The sequence below is a fragment of the Flavobacterium xinjiangense genome, from assembly GCF_900142885.1.
In the GTDB taxonomy this organism is placed as follows: Bacteria; Bacteroidota; Bacteroidia; order Flavobacteriales; family Flavobacteriaceae; genus Flavobacterium; species Flavobacterium xinjiangense.
In genome coordinates this window covers 146,107-163,536 of the sequence record NZ_FRCL01000008.1, presented here as the reverse complement: position 1 = coordinate 163,536, position 17,430 = coordinate 146,107, and the positions used below count along the sequence as shown (strand labels likewise).

Here is a 17,430-nt window from a genome sequence, read left to right as displayed (position 1 = left end):
TGCAACAAGAGGATTCACGGCTTTTGATAACGCAAGAAAATTTGCTTGTTACGCTGGAACTGCACCATTTGAATATAGTTCAGGTTCGAGTATCAAAGGGCGAACAAAAGTAAATCATATGGCGGATAAAAAAATGAAGTCAATATTACAAATGTGTGCTTTAGTTGCCGTAAAACATGATCCGCAACTCAAAGAATATTATGAAAGAAAAAAAGGTGAAGGTAAGAACGCAATGCTGGTTTTAAACAATGTGAAATGTAAAATTATAGGTCGTGTTTTCTCTGTAATTAACAGACAAACTCCCTACATAAATACATATAAATTTGCCTGTTAATTTTTAAATTTTTACTTGTTTTTTATCATAGAATGCGCTAACGATTACTTCATATCAGTGCGGTCGGGTTGTATTTTTATTAATTTAATTTAGTTTCCATTTCATTTAGATTTTTCGTGTACTGATTTTCAGATTTTGACCATTTTTCAGTTTCTGTTTTCCACTTTTTGAATTTAACCTTATCTCTAGTTTTGAAATATTGATATGCTAAATTATATGCAGTTTCTTGTATGAAATTTTGGTCAGAACAAATTTTGGTCATTATATCATAAGTTTCAGTAACTTTTTCAAAATTCACAAGCTTTGTATATGTATAAGCCAATTCTTTATAAGTATAACAATCTTTAGGATTTTCTGCAATTGCTTTTTTTAGCGATAATTCTGCTTTGTCAAATTTTCCTAATGCATTATATGAAAATGCAAGTTCGGTTTGTAATCCTTTGAATTTAGTGTCAAGTTTATCTGCTTTTTCTAAAAAAGTTAATGCCTTTTCATATTCATTCCAACCATTATACATATAACCCCAACGATATAATCTGTCTACAGAACTTTCGTCAGTTTGGTATGATTTTAACCAACTTGGAACTTTTTCAATATTAAGTTCTTTAAATTTTGATTCAGGAATTTCGGCAATTGCAGTTCTATTGGGCTGTAGTCTTACTTTCATAAAACCAATTTCTTTTTTGGTTTCGCTTTCTATTCTATTGAATCTACCACTATTATCAATTTTAAATTTTCCTTCGTAGTTGAGCGTCAATCCTGCTTGAGAATCAACATAAATAAATCCGAAAGTATAAGTACTGTCTTTATCAATTTGGTAAGCTATCCATTTGTCTTCGCACTGAACATTTCTTTTATCAAATTTCAAAAGATTTTGTGCATTTAAACTTGATGTAAAAAGTATAAAGAGAATAAAAAAATATTTCATAAAATGTTATTTTTAAGTTTTTTGGCAATATAACTGCTAACTTGTTTATAGGTGTGACAAAATCATACAAAGCCACCCAAATTAGGGTATCAGACATATTTATTCTCAAATATATTCAATTTTTCTTACAAATTTACAATGGGTAACATAAAAGGAATTAGTAACGCCAAAGCCCGCATGAAGGATGGCAGCGGAAATCCTTTTATGCAGCGTAGCGAAATAAAAGATTGCAGCGCACAGCCTGACGCAGCTGTAACGCAGAGGAAGCTGGGACATGCCCAAAAAAAATCCCTCTTGAAATGTCAAAAGGGATTGGTGTATTTTATGTTTTAGCGGAAATTATTCGATTTCTTCCTCTTCTTTTTCTTCTTTCTCCACAGCATCTTTATAATCCGGATACAAGAATTTATTGTAAGGAAAACGAGTGATGTGAATGTGTCTTACCGCTTCATAAACGCGTTCTCTGAATTCCTCGAAATTTTCTTTGTGGGTAGCCGAAATAAATAACGCATTTTGTTCTCCAACCTTGTTCATCCAAGTTGCTTTCCATTCTTCAAGAGTGAAATGTCTTGGTGTTTTTTCGGTCATTAAATCATCTTCATCAATGGTCAATGGTTTGTAAGCATCGATTTTATTGAAAACCATAATGATTGGTTTGTCATTGCATTTAATATCCAATAAAGTCTTATTTACAGACTCAATCTGATCTTCAAATTCAGGATGCGAAATATCGACTACGTGCAATAGCAAATCAGCTTCACGAACCTCATCCAACGTACTTTTAAAAGAATCTACCAATTGTGTTGGCAATTTCCTGATAAAACCTACGGTATCCGAAAGCAAGAAAGGAAGATTTTTTATCACCACTTTACGAACGGTTGTATCCAAGGTCGCAAAAAGTTTATTCTCTACAAAAACATCACTTTTCCCAACGGCATTCATCAAAGTTGATTTCCCAACATTAGTATATCCCACCAAAGCCACACGAACCATAGCACCACGATTGCCGCGCTGAGTTCCCATTTGCTTGTCGATACTTTTAATTTTTTCTTTTAATAATGCGATTCTGTCGCGAACAATACGTCTATCCGTTTCAATCTCCGTTTCCCCAGGCCCACGCATTCCAATTCCCCCTTTTTGGCGCTCAAGGTGCGTCCACATTCCGGAAAGTCTTGGTAATAAATATTGGCATTGTGCTAATTCTACTTGGGTTCTTGCATACGAAGTTTCGGCACGTTGCGCAAAAATATCCAGAATAAGGTGTGTTCTGTCTAGGATTTTACATTCCGTGATTATTTTAGATATATTTTTTTGTTGTGACGGTGACAATTCATCATCGAATATCAAGGTAGAAATTTCATTTTCTTTTACAAAAAGATGAATCTCTTCAATTTTTCCAGTTCCGACAAAAGTCTTGGGATTTGGGCGTTCCATTTTTTGCGAAAAACGTTTCACCACTTGGCCGCCTGCGGTAAAAGTCAAAAACTCTAATTCGTCAAGATATTCATTTAGTTTCTCTTCACTTTGATTTTGAGTTACAATACCTACAATGGCCGTTTTTTCGAAATTTATTACTTGTTTTTCTAACATGTCTTTGAATAAGCTACAAATTTAACGATTTGCCCCGTACTTATGAAGTTATGTTATTATAAAAAATCAGAAGGTGTGAATAATGATAGTTTAAAATAAAATTTACACTGGTTGATTTAGATTTTCATTTTAGGAATTAGCATGGATTTTTAATTATTTTTACAGGAATTAAATTTATTTGAATGCATCGGTTTTCGACTTTACTTTTTGCCTTATTATTCCCCATTTTTCTTTTTGGACAAAATAATTTTGATCCCTTATTAGATGAATTGGACAAAACGGTAGCGGATTACCAATTGTATTCGGATAAAAAAGCGGTTGAAATCAGCAAGCTCAAAGGACTGCTGAACTATACTTCCAGTGATGTTCAAAAATATGCCATTTATGGAAAATTATATTTCGAATATAAATCGTATCAGTCCGACTCGGCATTGGTTTACGCTAGAAAGAGTTTTCAAATTGCCGAAAAACTAAATGACATTCAGAAGATTAATAATGCGCGATTGAATCTGGCTTCGATAATGGGAACATTGGGAATGTATAAGGAAGCGACAGAAATCCTTACTACAATCAATATCAATACTACTCCCGACTTAAAAGGCTATTTTTTTACTGTAAATAGCGTCGTTTATGGCTATATGGCTGATTATGCCGCTTCGGTTCAGGAAAAAGAAAAATACATTTTATTAACCAAAAAGTACCGTGATTCCTCCTTAAACTTATATCCTACTTCATCAAGCGCTTATATTATGGCAAAGTCCAGCGCGCTTCTGGATGCTGGAAAATACAATGAGGCACTTCCTTTATTGGTAAACTATTTCCCAAATATTGATACCAATAGTCCTGACAAAGCAGTTATTGCCTATCTTATTTCGCAGGTGTATCGCGGAAAAAAAGAACCTGAACAACTGCAAAAATGGCTGACCATTTCGGCTATTTCCGATTTGCAATTGGCCAAAAAAGAATATATTTCGTTGCGTTCTTTGGCTTTTATAATGTACGAAAACGGGGATATTGACCGCGCTTACACCTACATCAAACGCTCGCTTGAAGACGCTCTTTTTTGTAATGCGCGTTTACGAACGTATGAGATATCGAAGATGCTGCCCATTATCAACGAGGCTTATCAAAAACAAAATGAAACCAACCGATTCCAGTTGGTGCTGTTTTTAATAAGTGCCAGTATATTATCGGTATTCCTGTTGGCATTGCTTTTTTTGCTTTTTAAGCAAATGAAAAAACTGTCCAAAGCAAAACAGGATTTAAGTTTGGCCAACAGCAAACTTTCGGAATTGAATACGGAATTAAATGTATTCAATGAAAAATTGAACGATACCAATTATACGCTGACGGAAGCCAATCTTTTGAAGGAAATATACATTGGCCGCTACATGGATCAGTGTTCCGATTACATAGGAAAATTAGACGAATACCGCCGAAAATTGAATGTCATGGCAACAACAGGAAAAATGAACGACTTGATTAGTGCGGTAAAATCGAAACAGTTTGTCGAAAATGAGCTTAAGGAATTCCTCACTACTTTTGACAAAACCTTCCTGCAACTCTTCCCTAACTTCATAGCAGAATTCAGCGCTTTATTGATTGACGATGAAGCCATACAATTGAAGGAAGGAGAACTCCTAAATACGGAACTACGAATCTTTGCTCTCATCCGTTTGGGAATCAAGGACAGTGCAAAAATTTCGACTTTCCTTCGGTATTCGGTATCCACGATTTACAATTACCGCTCGCAACTCAAAAATAAAGCAGCAGGTCCACGGGAAGATTTTGAAGCACAAGTTATGCGAATAGGAACCAATTTAAAATAGAAAAATCTGGTTTTTCAGGAGGTTTTTTGGATTAAAACAATCTTAAAGTCTTATTTTTCATTATAAAGTCACCACTTTTTTTAAAAGATAAATTCACACAATACACAGTTATTCAGTATATTGCATATTAAAAATAGAAACACAATCTACTTTTTTAGAATGACAAAAATATGTAGTGTGTAAACCGCCTACTTTTACTTTCTCGAAATCTGGAAAACGATGCGTTTTTGAATAAATCGATTTCGTGAAATTCATCAACTATTCCCAAACCTGAAAAATTAATTTATTAAATTCTATTTTAAAAAATGAAGCAATTTCTTTTCACAGCCCTTGTTTGGCTCGCTTTTTTTAGCCCTGCAAAATCGCAGCAGTTAAAATCTCCAAATGGAAAATTTGTAATGGAGTTCTCCTTACAAAATGACGGAACACCAATTTACAATTTAAATTACAAAGGCAAAGCTGTTGTAAAAACAAGTAAATTAGGTCTTGAATTAAAAGACGACAAAAAATCGTTGTTAAATGATTTCACCGTTGTTGATACGAAAACAGCAACTTTTGATGAAAACTGGAAACCAGTTTGGGGAGAAGTAGCCTCCATTCGCAATCATTATAACGAATTGGCAGTAACTTTAAATCAAAAAGAAACCGACAGACAAATTGTTATTCGTTTCCGCTTGTTTGACGATGGTCTAGGATTCCGATATGAATTCCCTTCCCAAAAAAACCTGACTTATTTTGTAATCAAAGAAGAAAGAACGCAATTTGCAATGACAGGAGATCATACTGCATTTTGGATTCCTGGAGATTATGACACCCAAGAATACGATTATACTACCTCAAAATTATCTGAAATTAGAGGTTTATCAGAAAAAGCAAAAACGGCTAATGTATCGCAAACTTCTTTTTCTACAACAGGAGTTCAAACTTCATTAATGTTGAAAACGAATGATGGAATTTATATCAATTTGCATGAAGCGGCTTTGATCAATTACTCTTGTATGCATTTGAATCTGGATGACAAGAACATGATTTTCGAATCTTGGTTGACACCAGATGCAAAAGGTGACAAAGGATATATGCAAGCTCCAAGTCATTCGCCTTGGCGTACGATTATCGTTAGTGATGACGCAAGAGAAATTCTGGCTTCAAAAATGACATTAAACTTGAATGACCCTAGCAAAATTGAGGATACTTCATGGATAAAACCAGTTAAATATGTAGGTGTCTGGTGGGAAATGATCACCGGAAAAAGTTCTTGGGCATACACAGATGAATTTCCAACAGTACAACTTGGCGTTAGCGATTTTTCGAAAGCAAAACCAAACGGCAAACACGGTGCGAATAACGCCAATGTGAAGAAATATATTGATTTTGCAGCCAAAAACGGTTTTGATGCTGTTTTGGTTGAAGGTTGGAATGAAGGTTGGGAAGACTGGTTTGGCCATTCCAAAGATTATGTTTTTGATTTTTTAACTCCTTATCCGGATTTTGATGTCAAAGGTTTGCATGAATATGCCAAATCAAAAGGAATTAAAATGATTATGCACCATGAAACTTCAGGTTCTGTTCGTAATTACGAACGTCATTTGGATAAAGCATACCAATTCATGAAAGACAATGGATACGATGCCGTAAAAAGCGGATATGTTGGTTCTATCATTGAAAACGGTGGAAATCATTATAACCAATTTATGAATAACCACTATCAGTATGCTATCGAAAAAGCTGCCGACTATAAAATTATGGTGAATGCGCATGAAGCTGTTCGTCCAACGGGAATTTGCAGAACGTATCCAAACTTAATTGGTAACGAAGCGGCAAGAGGAACAGAATATCAGTCATTTGGAGGTTCAAAACCAAACCACGTAACAGTATTGCCTTTTACCCGTTTAGTAGGAGGACCGATGGATTACACTCCGGGTATTTTTGAAATGGATTTAAGCAAATTGAATCCTGATAATCATTCTCATGTAAATAGCACGTTAGCGAATCAACTGGCTTTATATGTAACCATGTACAGTCCGTTGCAAATGGCAGCAGATTTACCGGAAAATTATGACCGCTTTGCTGATGCTTTTCAGTTTATAAAAGATGTAGCGGTAGATTGGTCTGACAGTAAATACCTTGAAGCAGAACCAGGTCAATATGTTACCGTTGCGCGTAAAGCAAAAGTGACTAACAATTGGTTTATTGGTAATGTAAATGGAGAAACTCCTCGTACCTCAACCATCAAATTTGATTTCTTGGAAAAAGGGAAAAAATATATTGCTACGATTTACGCAGATGCTAAGGATGCGCATTATAAAACAAATCCGCAAGCCTATACAATACGTAAAATGACAGTGACTAACAAATCAAAACTGGCGCAGTTCAGTGCTCCGGGCGGAGGTTATGCGATAAGCATCGTTGAAACCAAAAAATAATTAATTACAAAAGGCTGTCCGAAAAGACAGCCTTTTTATTTTGGTGTTATTAGGGAACAAATTCCTAATTCACTGAAATAAGTTTAACTTCAAAAATAAGTACAGAACCTCCAGGAATAGGACCGCTATCGTTGCTTCCATATCCTAAGCGAGCCGGAATTAAAAGGATACCACTTCCTCCTGCTTTAAAATGAGGAATTCCTTCTGTCCATCCTTTTATCACTTGATTCAAACCAAATGAAATTCCTTGCGCTGTACTTTGATCAAAAACATTTCCGTTAGTGAAATAACCTTTGTATGCTACAGTTACATTAGACGTTGCGGTAGGTTGCGCTCCAGTACCGGCTTCGTTAACCACATAATACAATCCTGTATCACTTTTTTGAGCAGTTAATTTATTTTTGGCAATATAATCAACAATTTCTTTTTCATTTTGAACGGTGTAATCAACCGGTTTAGATGTTCCACCATCTGATAAACAAGAAACAAATAGTATAGAAACTAATGCTAATAAAATAGATTTCATAAATTTTAATTTAATTTGTACGGTTGCAAATATATAAAAATACACGCTACATAAATTGTGTTTTTCAATTTCCAAAAACCTGTACATCATCCACTTGAAAAGCACCGTCCAAAGCCAGGTTTTTTCCAGAACCTGTATATTTGAAAGCAATGTTGATTTTTCCTTTATACGAAGATAAATCTACTGCGCCGCTTCCCACAAATTGATACCAAGGTGAAGCTTGTTTAGGTAATTTTACCAAAACCTGAGTCCAAGTTGCGGTAGCTACATTCAACCCGTCAAAATTAGTGGAAACATAAACTTCCAAAGAATTCAATTGGGAGTCAACGTCCAAATGATGTTGCGCAGCTCTGAAAGTCAAGATTTCATTAGTATGCTTATCCATATCTATTTTTGGAGAAATCAACCAAGCCACATTCGAAACTACTTTTGCTCCCGAAATATTAAATTCGGCGTAACCGTTTCCGGAATACACAGTGCCTTTCCAGAAAAGCGTCCCTTTTTGAACAATATTTGCCCAACCTGGAAGACTCAAATTTGATTTATCAACTACCGTTTCAAAATCTTCTGAGAAAAATGGAGCTGTTCTTGTTCCTGTCATCACCACATCTTTTTCGGAGCGCGGTAATAGTTGGTAATCCGTTCCATATTTTGTTAAAATCCCTCTTACTTTTCCGCTTCCATTTGGAACTAAACTACTGGAAAAATCAGCAAAACTACTCGTTCTAAAATACACTTGATTACCAAACTTATCCATCAAACCCCAATTGGTTGCGCCACCCACATTATTGGTTTCCTCAAAATAATGGCGACCAATAGCATCCGCCGTAAACTGAACATCCGACAATTCAACCAACGTATTCAAATTAGAATCATTCAATAAATCTTCCATCGAAATTTGTTTTACCAGAAGTTCTTCTTTTACGGTTGTACATGAAGCATTCAATACTTTTTTATAGTCATTTTGAGAAAGTCGCCCAACTCCGCCTTCGTTGTATGAATTGACAAAAATGCTTCCGATGCGCATCCCGCCAAACGAAATATCAGTGTATTGGTCTTTTAGTTTTACGTATACTTTATTTCCTAATCTGTAATCAATATACAAATTACTGGCATCGACAGGCACACTAAAACCAATTGCTGGTGTTGTGGCTGTTGCCAAAGTTTGAAAGGAAATTGACTTGAAAAAATTCCCCGATTCATCACTGGAAACAACATAAGCTTCTATAATATCGTCATACTTGTATTGGGTTACAATTGCATTGGCATTTGTTCGAACTTCTGCAACGGTTCGGTTTACGGTTAAATCCGGCTGCGTACAAGTTAGTTTAGGAACATCAACCGCATCATTTACACAACTTGCACAAAGGAAGGTGATTGCTATAGAGAAAAGTCGATTACAGATATTCGTTTTCATAATATGTCAGTTTTCAAGTTTATAAATTGATTGCAAGATTGACGAAGTAGGTTCTTCCATAACCATAAAAATATTTGTTTCCAAAAGATGGCGTTCCGCTGGAAACATCCTGATTGCGTTGTCTGAAATTGGCATTTCTGGCTTGTTCGTAACCGCCAGTTTTATAAGTCGTATTAAGTACATTATTGATGCTGACAAAAAGCCCAACATTCTTTCCATAGATTCTCCACGATTTCCCGCCAACAATATTTAATAAAGTCGTGGGATCAAATTTTTCCTGTTGCAATAATTCCTTGGCTCTTTCTTCTGTAGCTTCCGGAAAGTTAGAACCACTTGCTGGGTTTGTGTAAAAATGATTCGTTCTTGCTATTGGTGAAACATCAATATAACTGTTTGCCAAATAATTTATATTTACCCCTATCCACCAATATTTTGGATCCCGATATTCAATTCCAATCGAATAGGCTTGCTGTGGCATACCTGCTTGTTTGTAATTTTTTAATAGCGCCGTCCCAAAATCAAAAACTGGATTCGTGTTTTCTATTGAAGCTTCGGCGTCATTGGTGACTATTACATTTGGATTACTATTATAGGTGTATTCTCCAAAAGCAGCGGAAAAAGTGGTTTTCAACGTTGGATTTAACTGATATTCCAAACTTAACTCCGCACCTAGATTCTTCTTTTCTAAATGCGTCAGTGTCTGACTCACAAATGCGCTCGTATTGTTGTACCCTGCACCATCATCAAAAATTCCTTCCGCATAAAAAAAAGAAGTTTGAGTTGCATTTTTTATTAATGTATAATAAGCGGTAAGGCGTGCTTTGAAAACTGGGGAACGATAGATATAACTGGCGTCTAGACTACTAATGTTCTCACTTTCCAGACCGTCTGTAATCGAGTTATTCAGTCTCGAATTAGGAAAAGTATTTCGTACAGTTGGTGCTTTTGTCAAATGCGCTCCATTGAAAATCAACAGTTGTTTTCCAGATATTTTATAAGTTACCCCACCTTTAAAACCAAAATTTTCAAATTGAACTTTTTCACTTTTACCAAGAGAATTGGTTACGTAAATTCCGTTTTTGTACAAACCCTCTCTTTGATAATTGGTGCTCGAGAAACTTTGAGCCAGATAGAATTCAACTTTGTTGTATGAAAATTTGAATTGTGTGAATGCATCAAGAGTATTGGCCACATAATTATAGTTATAGCCGTATTCGTCTCCCACGACCACTTGCCTATTTGGATTATTCAAATCCGATTGCGATTGGTTTCCAATATAAAAACCGTCTATATCTTCAAAATACAAACCTCCTAATAAATCCAAAACTTTCTGGTAATTGTGTGATTTCAAATTTTTAAAATTGGCTCCGGCATTCAAAATAATATTTTCCGTCAACTGTGTGTTGAATATAGAAGTAGCCACAATAGTATTATCATCAGTACGGTCTTCGTATAAAACATACTTGCTTTTCGCCGGTTCGTATTCTGAAATATGGCCATTACTATCCATAATTGGATCTTGATTGGCTTGGTACATTGCGTTCCAATCGATTTGTGGATTCGCTAAAAACAAAACTTTACTTTTCTCGGCATTTTCTAAATCCGGAGTAAATGCACCTGAAAATTCCCCATTATCTTTCGCGTAAAGCGAACTGTAATAACTCGGCATTTTTCTATAATACGTTGGGTCCGGACTATTCGCATTTTGATAATCCAGGTTAGAATTTCCTATTTTTCCAAATTGATACATTACACTTGAATTCAAATTGGTATGATCATTTATTTTAAAATAATGATTCAACATTACAATCGGTTCTTCTATGGTTTTCATTCTGGCATTTCTCTTTTTCCCGTCTTGGAAACCCCAATAGGAATTGTATTTTTCGCTTGTTAATTCAGTGAATTCGGTAGTATTGGGAGAGTTTTTCCCTCTTGAATTAGGTGTATAAAAAGCAGATATATTCAGTGAATGGGAATCGCCTAATTTTTTTTCAACACTTAAAAAAGCAGAATTAGCATCGTAATTTGTTCCTTCAAAATAACCTTCGGTCGCCAGACGTTTTCCTGCCGAAATAACAAATGCCCAACCTTTATTATTCATTCCCGAAGCATAGGTTCCCATCATGCGCCAACTGTAATTAGTATTGGTTCCCGAAAATGAAATACGGGAACCAGGCCTGTAAATGGAAGCACGCGTATTAATTTCCTGTGTTCCTAAAATCCCTCCAAAAGTATAATCAGATGGAGAAGTCCCAACGGAAAATTCCTGATTTCGTGTTGCATCGTTTAGCCCGCCCCAATCGCCCCATTGCGGCCGTCCATCGTATAATTTATTCATGGAAACACCATTAATCATCATCGTCGAATGCTCGCTGTCTAATCCCCGAATCCGGAATCGAGCCTGACCCCAATTGAAAGCAGCCGCTTGTTGAAAAGCATCTTTGGAAGATTGCAAAAGTCCGGACGTATTTTCGGAACCGCTATTGTCATCACTAAAATCACTTTCGGTGAGCGCAATTAAACTGCCTTGCTGTTCTATAGATTGATCTTCCTCTAAAGCTATTGTTCCCAGATCCAACAGTTGTCCCTCAAGTAAATCTGCTGGATACAAAGCATCTTTAAAACCTTGACTATGAATCAGAATTAGCAAACTACCACTCTGCACCGCATTAAATTTGAAACTTCCTTCTGTATTTGTGAGTTCCATCAAATTGGTATTTTGAATGGTAACAACAACTGAAGCTACTGGGTTTTGCGCTTTCGCATCGATGATCTTACCGAAAATTCCAGTTTCCTGCTGCGCAAAAGCAAATTTGAACTGTATTATAAAGAAAAGCGTCAAGTACAATTTATTCATAAATAGTCACTGGTTATAAAAAAGTTTGAAAATTCTGTTTTAAAGAAAGTGGTATCTCCGTTTTTGGGTTCAAAAAAAGCCACGGAAATAGTGTTCCAAATAGGAAAAACAGATTGAAAATTAACGGGAAATGATTTTTGGAAAAGTGTGGTATTTAAAATCCGAAACAATGGCAAATGGCTGATTATTTGGATTCTAACGATAAAAATAAGAAAAAAACTATAAATAAATACTTTTTAGCAAAATAATTCTTATAAAAAACCCGAATCGTTTAAAAAAACAATTCGGGTTTAAGAAATTATGTGTAGAAAAACAGATTTGAATTTTATTGAATTGCCTTGATTCTGGAAACCATAAATGCTATCAAAACTCCAAATACACCGATGAAAGCAAATGAAAATCGCAGACCAAATAATTCGGCAATATATCCAATTACAGGAGGTCCCATCAAAAAGCCAAGAAAACTTACGCTCGAAACAATTGTTAACGCTTCTCCGGGGGGAACTGTTGGGTTTTTCCCCGCAATACTATAAATCGTTGGAACAATGGTAGAAACTCCTAGTCCAACAAACATAAATGCAATAGTAGACGGAATTAAAAACGGAAAAAATACTGAGGTAAAAAGTCCTGCCGAAATCATAATTCCGCTGATTTGCATTACTGTTTTTCTTCCGAATTTATGAATTAAACCATCCCCAAAAAATCGTCCTCCAGCCATCATAATCATAAATGAAGTATATCCCAAAATCACTAATGGTCCGGGCGCTTTGATAACATCTTTGAAATAAACGCCGCTCCAATCAAACATCACTCCTTCGCTTGCCATGCAGCAAAAACCAATTATACCTAACCAAATTAAAGCACTGTCTGGTTTTGAGAATAACTTTTTCTTTTCGGTTTTGATTGTTTCCTTGGCTTTTATCAACAATTTATAATTGAAAATCATTAATAAAAGAACGATTCCGCCCACAATCATAAAATGAATTAACGGCGTAAGCTCTAACGCCAGCATTCCTATTCCTACAACAGCTCCAATGAAACCTGCTAAACTCCACATGCCGTGAAACGAAGACATAATTGTTTTTTTAAAAAGTTCTTCGGTGTAAACGCCCTGAGTATTTACTGCAATATTCGACAAGTTTCCAAAGATTCCGAAAAATAATAATCCAAGGGAAAGTTGCCAAGAAGCGACTGCCAATCCTAAACTCGATAAACTTAAAACATAGAACAAAAGCGCAAAGACGAGGATGCGGTGACTTCCAAAACGGGTCACTAATTTCCCCGAAAAAGGCATAATAATCAATTGTCCCAGCGGAATTGCGAATAAAATAGTTCCTAATTCGCCTGATCCCAAATGCAATTCGGTTTTAATATCAGGAATTCTGCTGGCCCAAGTGGCAAAACACAATCCCATTCCAAAATAAAACATAGAAACGGCCCAACGAATGCGGTTCAAATAAGAAAGTTTAGCATCCTTATATGTTTTCTTATATTTTGCTTTGGTTTTGAACCGAGATATAAAATTTAAATCAATCAAGTGAACTCTATTTTGAAGTTGTACCCCGCAAAAGTACAAAAAGAGATGTTTCCAATGACGTGAATACGCTAGGCCGCTCAATTTACAACGTTATTGTTTATAAAAAGTCCCATCGAATTCCCGGTTAAATTGCTGAAATTCTGGATAAAACTATAAGTCAATCACTTTCTTCTGGGCACTACTTTGAATTGCGGCTTCAATAATTTGCATGACATGAACGCCATCTTGTGCAGTAACAGGTTCCGGCTGATTATTTGAAATGGAATTGTAGACCCCGTCAAAAAAATCATAATAGTTCCCTTGAAGTGTTGGTACATTTTCCCGTAATATATCAGTATGAAACTCCGTATGAAGAAGCCCTTCTTTGCTCTTAGCTTCTGTTCCCCATTCCTCTAAATTAGGTTTTTTTCCCAATTTCAAATCGTCTTCCTGCACATCGCCACGTGGTTTTAGGAAAGATCCTTTTTTGCCATGAATCACATAAGCAGGATTCGCTTCTCTAACAAAAAAACCGGCTTTTAATCGGACTCTAGAATCAGGATAGTACAATAAAATATCAATGTAATCATCTACTAAAGAATGTTCTCTAGTGATACGAATATCGGCAAAAACAGCTTTAGGCAAACCAAATAAACACAAGACCTGATCAATTAAATGAGGTCCTAAATCTTTCAGGATTCCCGCTCCGGAATTAGCAGTTTCTTTGTGGGATTTTGGACTTAAAAGTGGATTGTAGCGGTCAAAATGAAATTCAGCCTCCACAATATCCCCTAATTTTTTCTCTGAAATAATTTTTTGTACTGTTTTGAAATCACTGTCCCACCTTCTATTTTGGAAAACGGCCAATTTTACTCCTCTTTCGTTTGCCAAAGCTGCCAGTTCTTGTGCTTGGGCAACAGTTGTGGTAAATGCTTTTTCGACAATGGCATGTTTTCCGGCAAGCAATACTTTTTTAGCATATTCATAATGCGTTTCGACCGGCGTATTTACGATGACCAAATCTACATCGTCCTCAAGCAGCGCATCAATTTGGAAATAACTTTTAACCGATGGATAATCCTCGCGTATCAATTTTTTACTTCTTTCCCACGAACCAATCAGTTCAAATCCGGGGTGAAACGATATAAATGGTGCGTGGAATACTTTTCCGGACATTCCGTAAGAAAGTAACGCAGTTCTTATTTTTTGCATGGTACGGTAATTAAATACTAATTTGAAAAGTTAAAAACGAAATTCAGGAATTTACACTAAACAATTGGTGCAAATTCGTGTTGAAATATTGTACTACTAAATTTTGGCTCTTTGATATTGTTTTGGCCATGACACATCAACATTAAGGGCTGCGGCAAATGCCAACCCTAAATTGGGGTTTCTAAGCGATTCCCTGGCAAACAGGACCAAATCCGCTTTTCCTGAAGCAATGATTTCTTCTGCCTGAGCGGCTTCGGTGATTAATCCCACGGCGCCAGTACTGATTCCAACTTCCTTTTTGATTTGGTCTGCGAAAGGTACTTGGTAATTTGGTCCCAACGGAATTTGCTGATGCGATACTGCCCCGCCTGAAGAAACATCTATTAAATCGACTCCTTTTTCTTTTAGTATTTTCGAAAGCTGTACTGACTCTTCAATATTCCATCCGCCTTCAGCCCAGTCTGTTGCTGATATTCTGATGAATAAAGGCAACTCTTTTGTCCACTCCGATTGTACGGCTTCCACCACTTCCAGAGTCAATCTGATTCGGTTCTCAAAACTTCCTCCGTATTCGTCTGTTCGAAAATTGGATAAAGGCGAAAGAAACTGATGCAATAAATAACCGTGGGCCGCATGAATTTCCATAACTTCAAAACCCGCTTCTACCGCTCTTTTGGTCGCAGATGCAAAATCAGAAACAACTTTTTGGATTCCGGATTTATCCAGCGCTATTGGTGGTTTTTCATTTTCGTGATACCCTACAGCACTAGGAGCTACAGTATCCCATCCTCCTTGATTTACCTCTATTTTTCTACCGCCTTCCCATGGCGATGCAGCACTGGCTTTTCTTCCGGCATGTGCCAATTGTATTCCGGGAACTGCATTTTGGCTGAGAATAAACTGATTGATAATTTTCATTTTATCGATCTGTTGGTCGTTCCAAAGTCCTAAATCTCCGGGTGAAATTCTGCCTTCAGGAGAAACGGAAGTCGCTTCCTGAATGATTAATCCCGCACCACCGCTGGCACGACTGCCTAAATGTACAAGATGCCAATCATTGGCGAAACCATCTGTTGCTGAATATTGGCACATTGGAGAAATGACAATTCTATTCTTAAGTGTAATGCTTTTTATTTGAAGAGGAGAAAATAATTTTGAAGACATAAAGTTGATTTTAAAGTGAAGATAACGAGAAATATTCGTTTCAAAAAAGTAAAGTTAAGGGACATCAATGAAACTAAAAATTGAAATTCTATTAATTAACAAACTTTTAAAACGGTATGGAACAATTATTGTAAATTAAACAAATAGAAAACCTTACTTTTGTAAGTTGTAAAAGAACTAAAATTAAAAAATGGACATATTTATAAAGCTTTCTCAATTTTTATTGAGCTTATCATTACTTATTATACTTCACGAATTAGGACATTTTATTCCTGCCAAATTATTCAAAACCAGAGTCGAAAAATTTTACTTGTTTTTTGACGTTAAATATTCCCTTCTAAAAAAGAAAATTGGCGAAACCGAATACGGTATTGGTTGGTTGCCTCTTGGTGGTTATGTAAAAATATCCGGAATGATTGACGAAAGCATGGACAAAGAACAAATGGCTTTACCACCGCAACCGTGGGAATTTCGTTCTAAACCGGCTTGGCAACGTTTGATTATTATGCTGGGTGGCGTTACCGTGAATTTCATTTTGGCATTCATTATTTATATCGGAATGGCATTTGCTTATGGCGATACTTATATTGCTAATGCAGACTTGAAAGACGGTCTTTTGATTGAGAATAAAGCGATGCAAAATGCAGGTTTCAAGACGGGAGATAAAATCTTAGCGGTAGATGGAGAAAAAATAGCCAAATTTGACAATGATATCAGTGCAAAAATTGTAATGGGCAAGCAGGTTCTTATTGAAAGAAACGGAGTCCAACAAGAAATAAAAATGCCGAATGATTTTGTAGATCAATTGTCAAAAGTTGAAAAAGCACCAATTGTTGGTATTAGAATGCCATTCGTTATTGGAGCTGTTGCCCCTGAATCTAAAAACACTGCTTTGCAAGCGAAAGATATTTTAATTTCTCTTAACGGACAAAAAATAAAGTACTTTGATGAAGGCAAAACAGTTTTAGAAAGCAATAAAAACAAAGCCATTTCTGCTGTCGTTTTCAGAAATCAAAAAGAAGTAGTAGTACCTGTTCAAGTTTCAAATGAAGGAAAACTTGGTGTTCAACCTGGTGGACTAGGAATGGAATCATTAGAAAAATTAGGGTACTATAAAATCAGCAAACAAGAATTTAGTTTATTCGAGTCTATTCCGTTTGGTATTACAAAAGGTAAAAACCAATTGGTAGGGTACGGAAAACAATTAAAAATGATTTTCAGTCCAAGTACTGGCGCTTACAAACAAGTGGGTGGATTTAAAGCCATATTTGATATTTTCCCTAGCAATTGGAGTTGGGAAACTTTTTGGTCAATTACCGCAATCTTATCAATAATGCTTGGAGTTATGAACTTATTGCCGATTCCTGCACTCGATGGAGGTCATGTAATGTTTTTATTATATGAAATCATTAGCGGTAAAAAACCAAGTGATAAATTCCTAGAGAATGCGCAAATGGTTGGTTTCGTATTACTTATAACACTGTTACTATTTGCTAACGGAAATGACATTTACAAGGCAATTGTAGGGAAGTAAAAAAAAGTAAAAAAAAATTAATTTTTGCTTGCAGAAATCAAATTTACCCCTATCTTTGCACCGCTTTACAACTGAAACAAACATCATAATAAAGCACACA

General features: G+C 35.9%; 12 protein-coding genes. 4 read left to right on the top strand and 8 right to left on the bottom strand.

The window, feature by feature from the left end; genetic code table 11:
- Positions 1-334: transposase (locus BUC23_RS11440; protein WP_139259843.1), on the top strand; the 334-nt coding region annotated here is incomplete at its 5' end.
- Between the two features lie 79 nt (positions 335-413).
- Here BUC23_RS11440 and BUC23_RS11435 read toward each other — a convergent pair.
- Positions 414-1,262 (bottom strand): tetratricopeptide repeat protein, encoded by an 849-nt coding sequence (locus tag BUC23_RS11435; RefSeq protein ID WP_073209526.1) that lies wholly within the window; start codon positions 1,260-1,262, stop codon positions 414-416.
- Positions 1,263-1,601: 339 nt separating this feature from the next.
- Positions 1,602-2,852, bottom strand: a complete 1,251-nt coding sequence (gene hflX, locus BUC23_RS11425) for a GTPase HflX (protein ID WP_073209522.1) — start codon at positions 2,850-2,852, stop codon at positions 1,602-1,604.
- 182 nt (positions 2,853-3,034) lie between these two features.
- Here hflX and BUC23_RS11420 point away from each other — a divergent pair, with 182 nt between their 5' ends.
- Positions 3,035-4,681 (top strand): DUF6377 domain-containing protein, encoded by a 1,647-nt coding sequence (locus BUC23_RS11420; protein ID WP_073209520.1) that lies wholly within the window; start codon positions 3,035-3,037, stop codon positions 4,679-4,681.
- A gap of 305 nt (positions 4,682-4,986) precedes the next feature.
- Entirely contained in the window at positions 4,987-7,104 is a 2,118-nt protein-coding gene (locus BUC23_RS11415) for a glycoside hydrolase family 97 protein (protein ID WP_073209518.1), read from the top strand.
- A 64-nt stretch (positions 7,105-7,168) separates the two neighbouring features.
- Here the strand turns inward: BUC23_RS11415 and BUC23_RS11410 are convergent, their stop codons facing one another.
- From BUC23_RS11410 to BUC23_RS11385, 6 genes are all read right to left on the bottom strand, one after another.
- Entirely contained in the window at positions 7,169-7,630 is a 462-nt protein-coding gene (locus BUC23_RS11410; RefSeq protein ID WP_073209547.1) for an FKBP-type peptidyl-prolyl cis-trans isomerase, read from the bottom strand.
- A 64-nt stretch (positions 7,631-7,694) separates the two neighbouring features.
- The gene (locus BUC23_RS11405; RefSeq protein ID WP_073209516.1) at positions 7,695-9,047 is read right to left on the bottom strand and encodes a DUF5689 domain-containing protein; all 1,353 of its coding nucleotides are present in this window, start codon (positions 9,045-9,047) and stop codon (positions 7,695-7,697) included.
- A 19-nt stretch (positions 9,048-9,066) separates the two neighbouring features.
- Positions 9,067-11,904 (bottom strand): carboxypeptidase-like regulatory domain-containing protein, encoded by a 2,838-nt coding sequence (locus tag BUC23_RS11400; protein WP_073209514.1) that lies wholly within the window; start codon positions 11,902-11,904, stop codon positions 9,067-9,069.
- Positions 11,905-12,229: 325 nt separating this feature from the next.
- Positions 12,230-13,441, bottom strand: a complete 1,212-nt coding sequence (locus BUC23_RS11395) for an MFS transporter (protein ID WP_084538336.1) — start codon at positions 13,439-13,441, stop codon at positions 12,230-12,232.
- A 150-nt stretch (positions 13,442-13,591) separates the two neighbouring features.
- A complete protein-coding gene (locus BUC23_RS11390; RefSeq protein ID WP_073209513.1) occupies positions 13,592-14,632 on the bottom strand; it encodes a Gfo/Idh/MocA family oxidoreductase in 1,041 nt (346 codons plus the stop codon).
- 96 nt (positions 14,633-14,728) lie between these two features.
- Positions 14,729-15,796, bottom strand: coding sequence for an NADH:flavin oxidoreductase/NADH oxidase (locus BUC23_RS11385; protein WP_073209511.1), 1,068 nt, complete (start codon positions 15,794-15,796; stop codon positions 14,729-14,731).
- A 190-nt stretch (positions 15,797-15,986) separates the two neighbouring features.
- Between BUC23_RS11385 and rseP the strand changes: the two genes are divergently transcribed.
- A complete protein-coding gene (gene rseP / locus BUC23_RS11380; protein ID WP_073209509.1) occupies positions 15,987-17,330 on the top strand; it encodes an RIP metalloprotease RseP in 1,344 nt (447 codons plus the stop codon).
- The last annotated feature ends 100 nt before the right edge of the window (positions 17,331-17,430 follow it).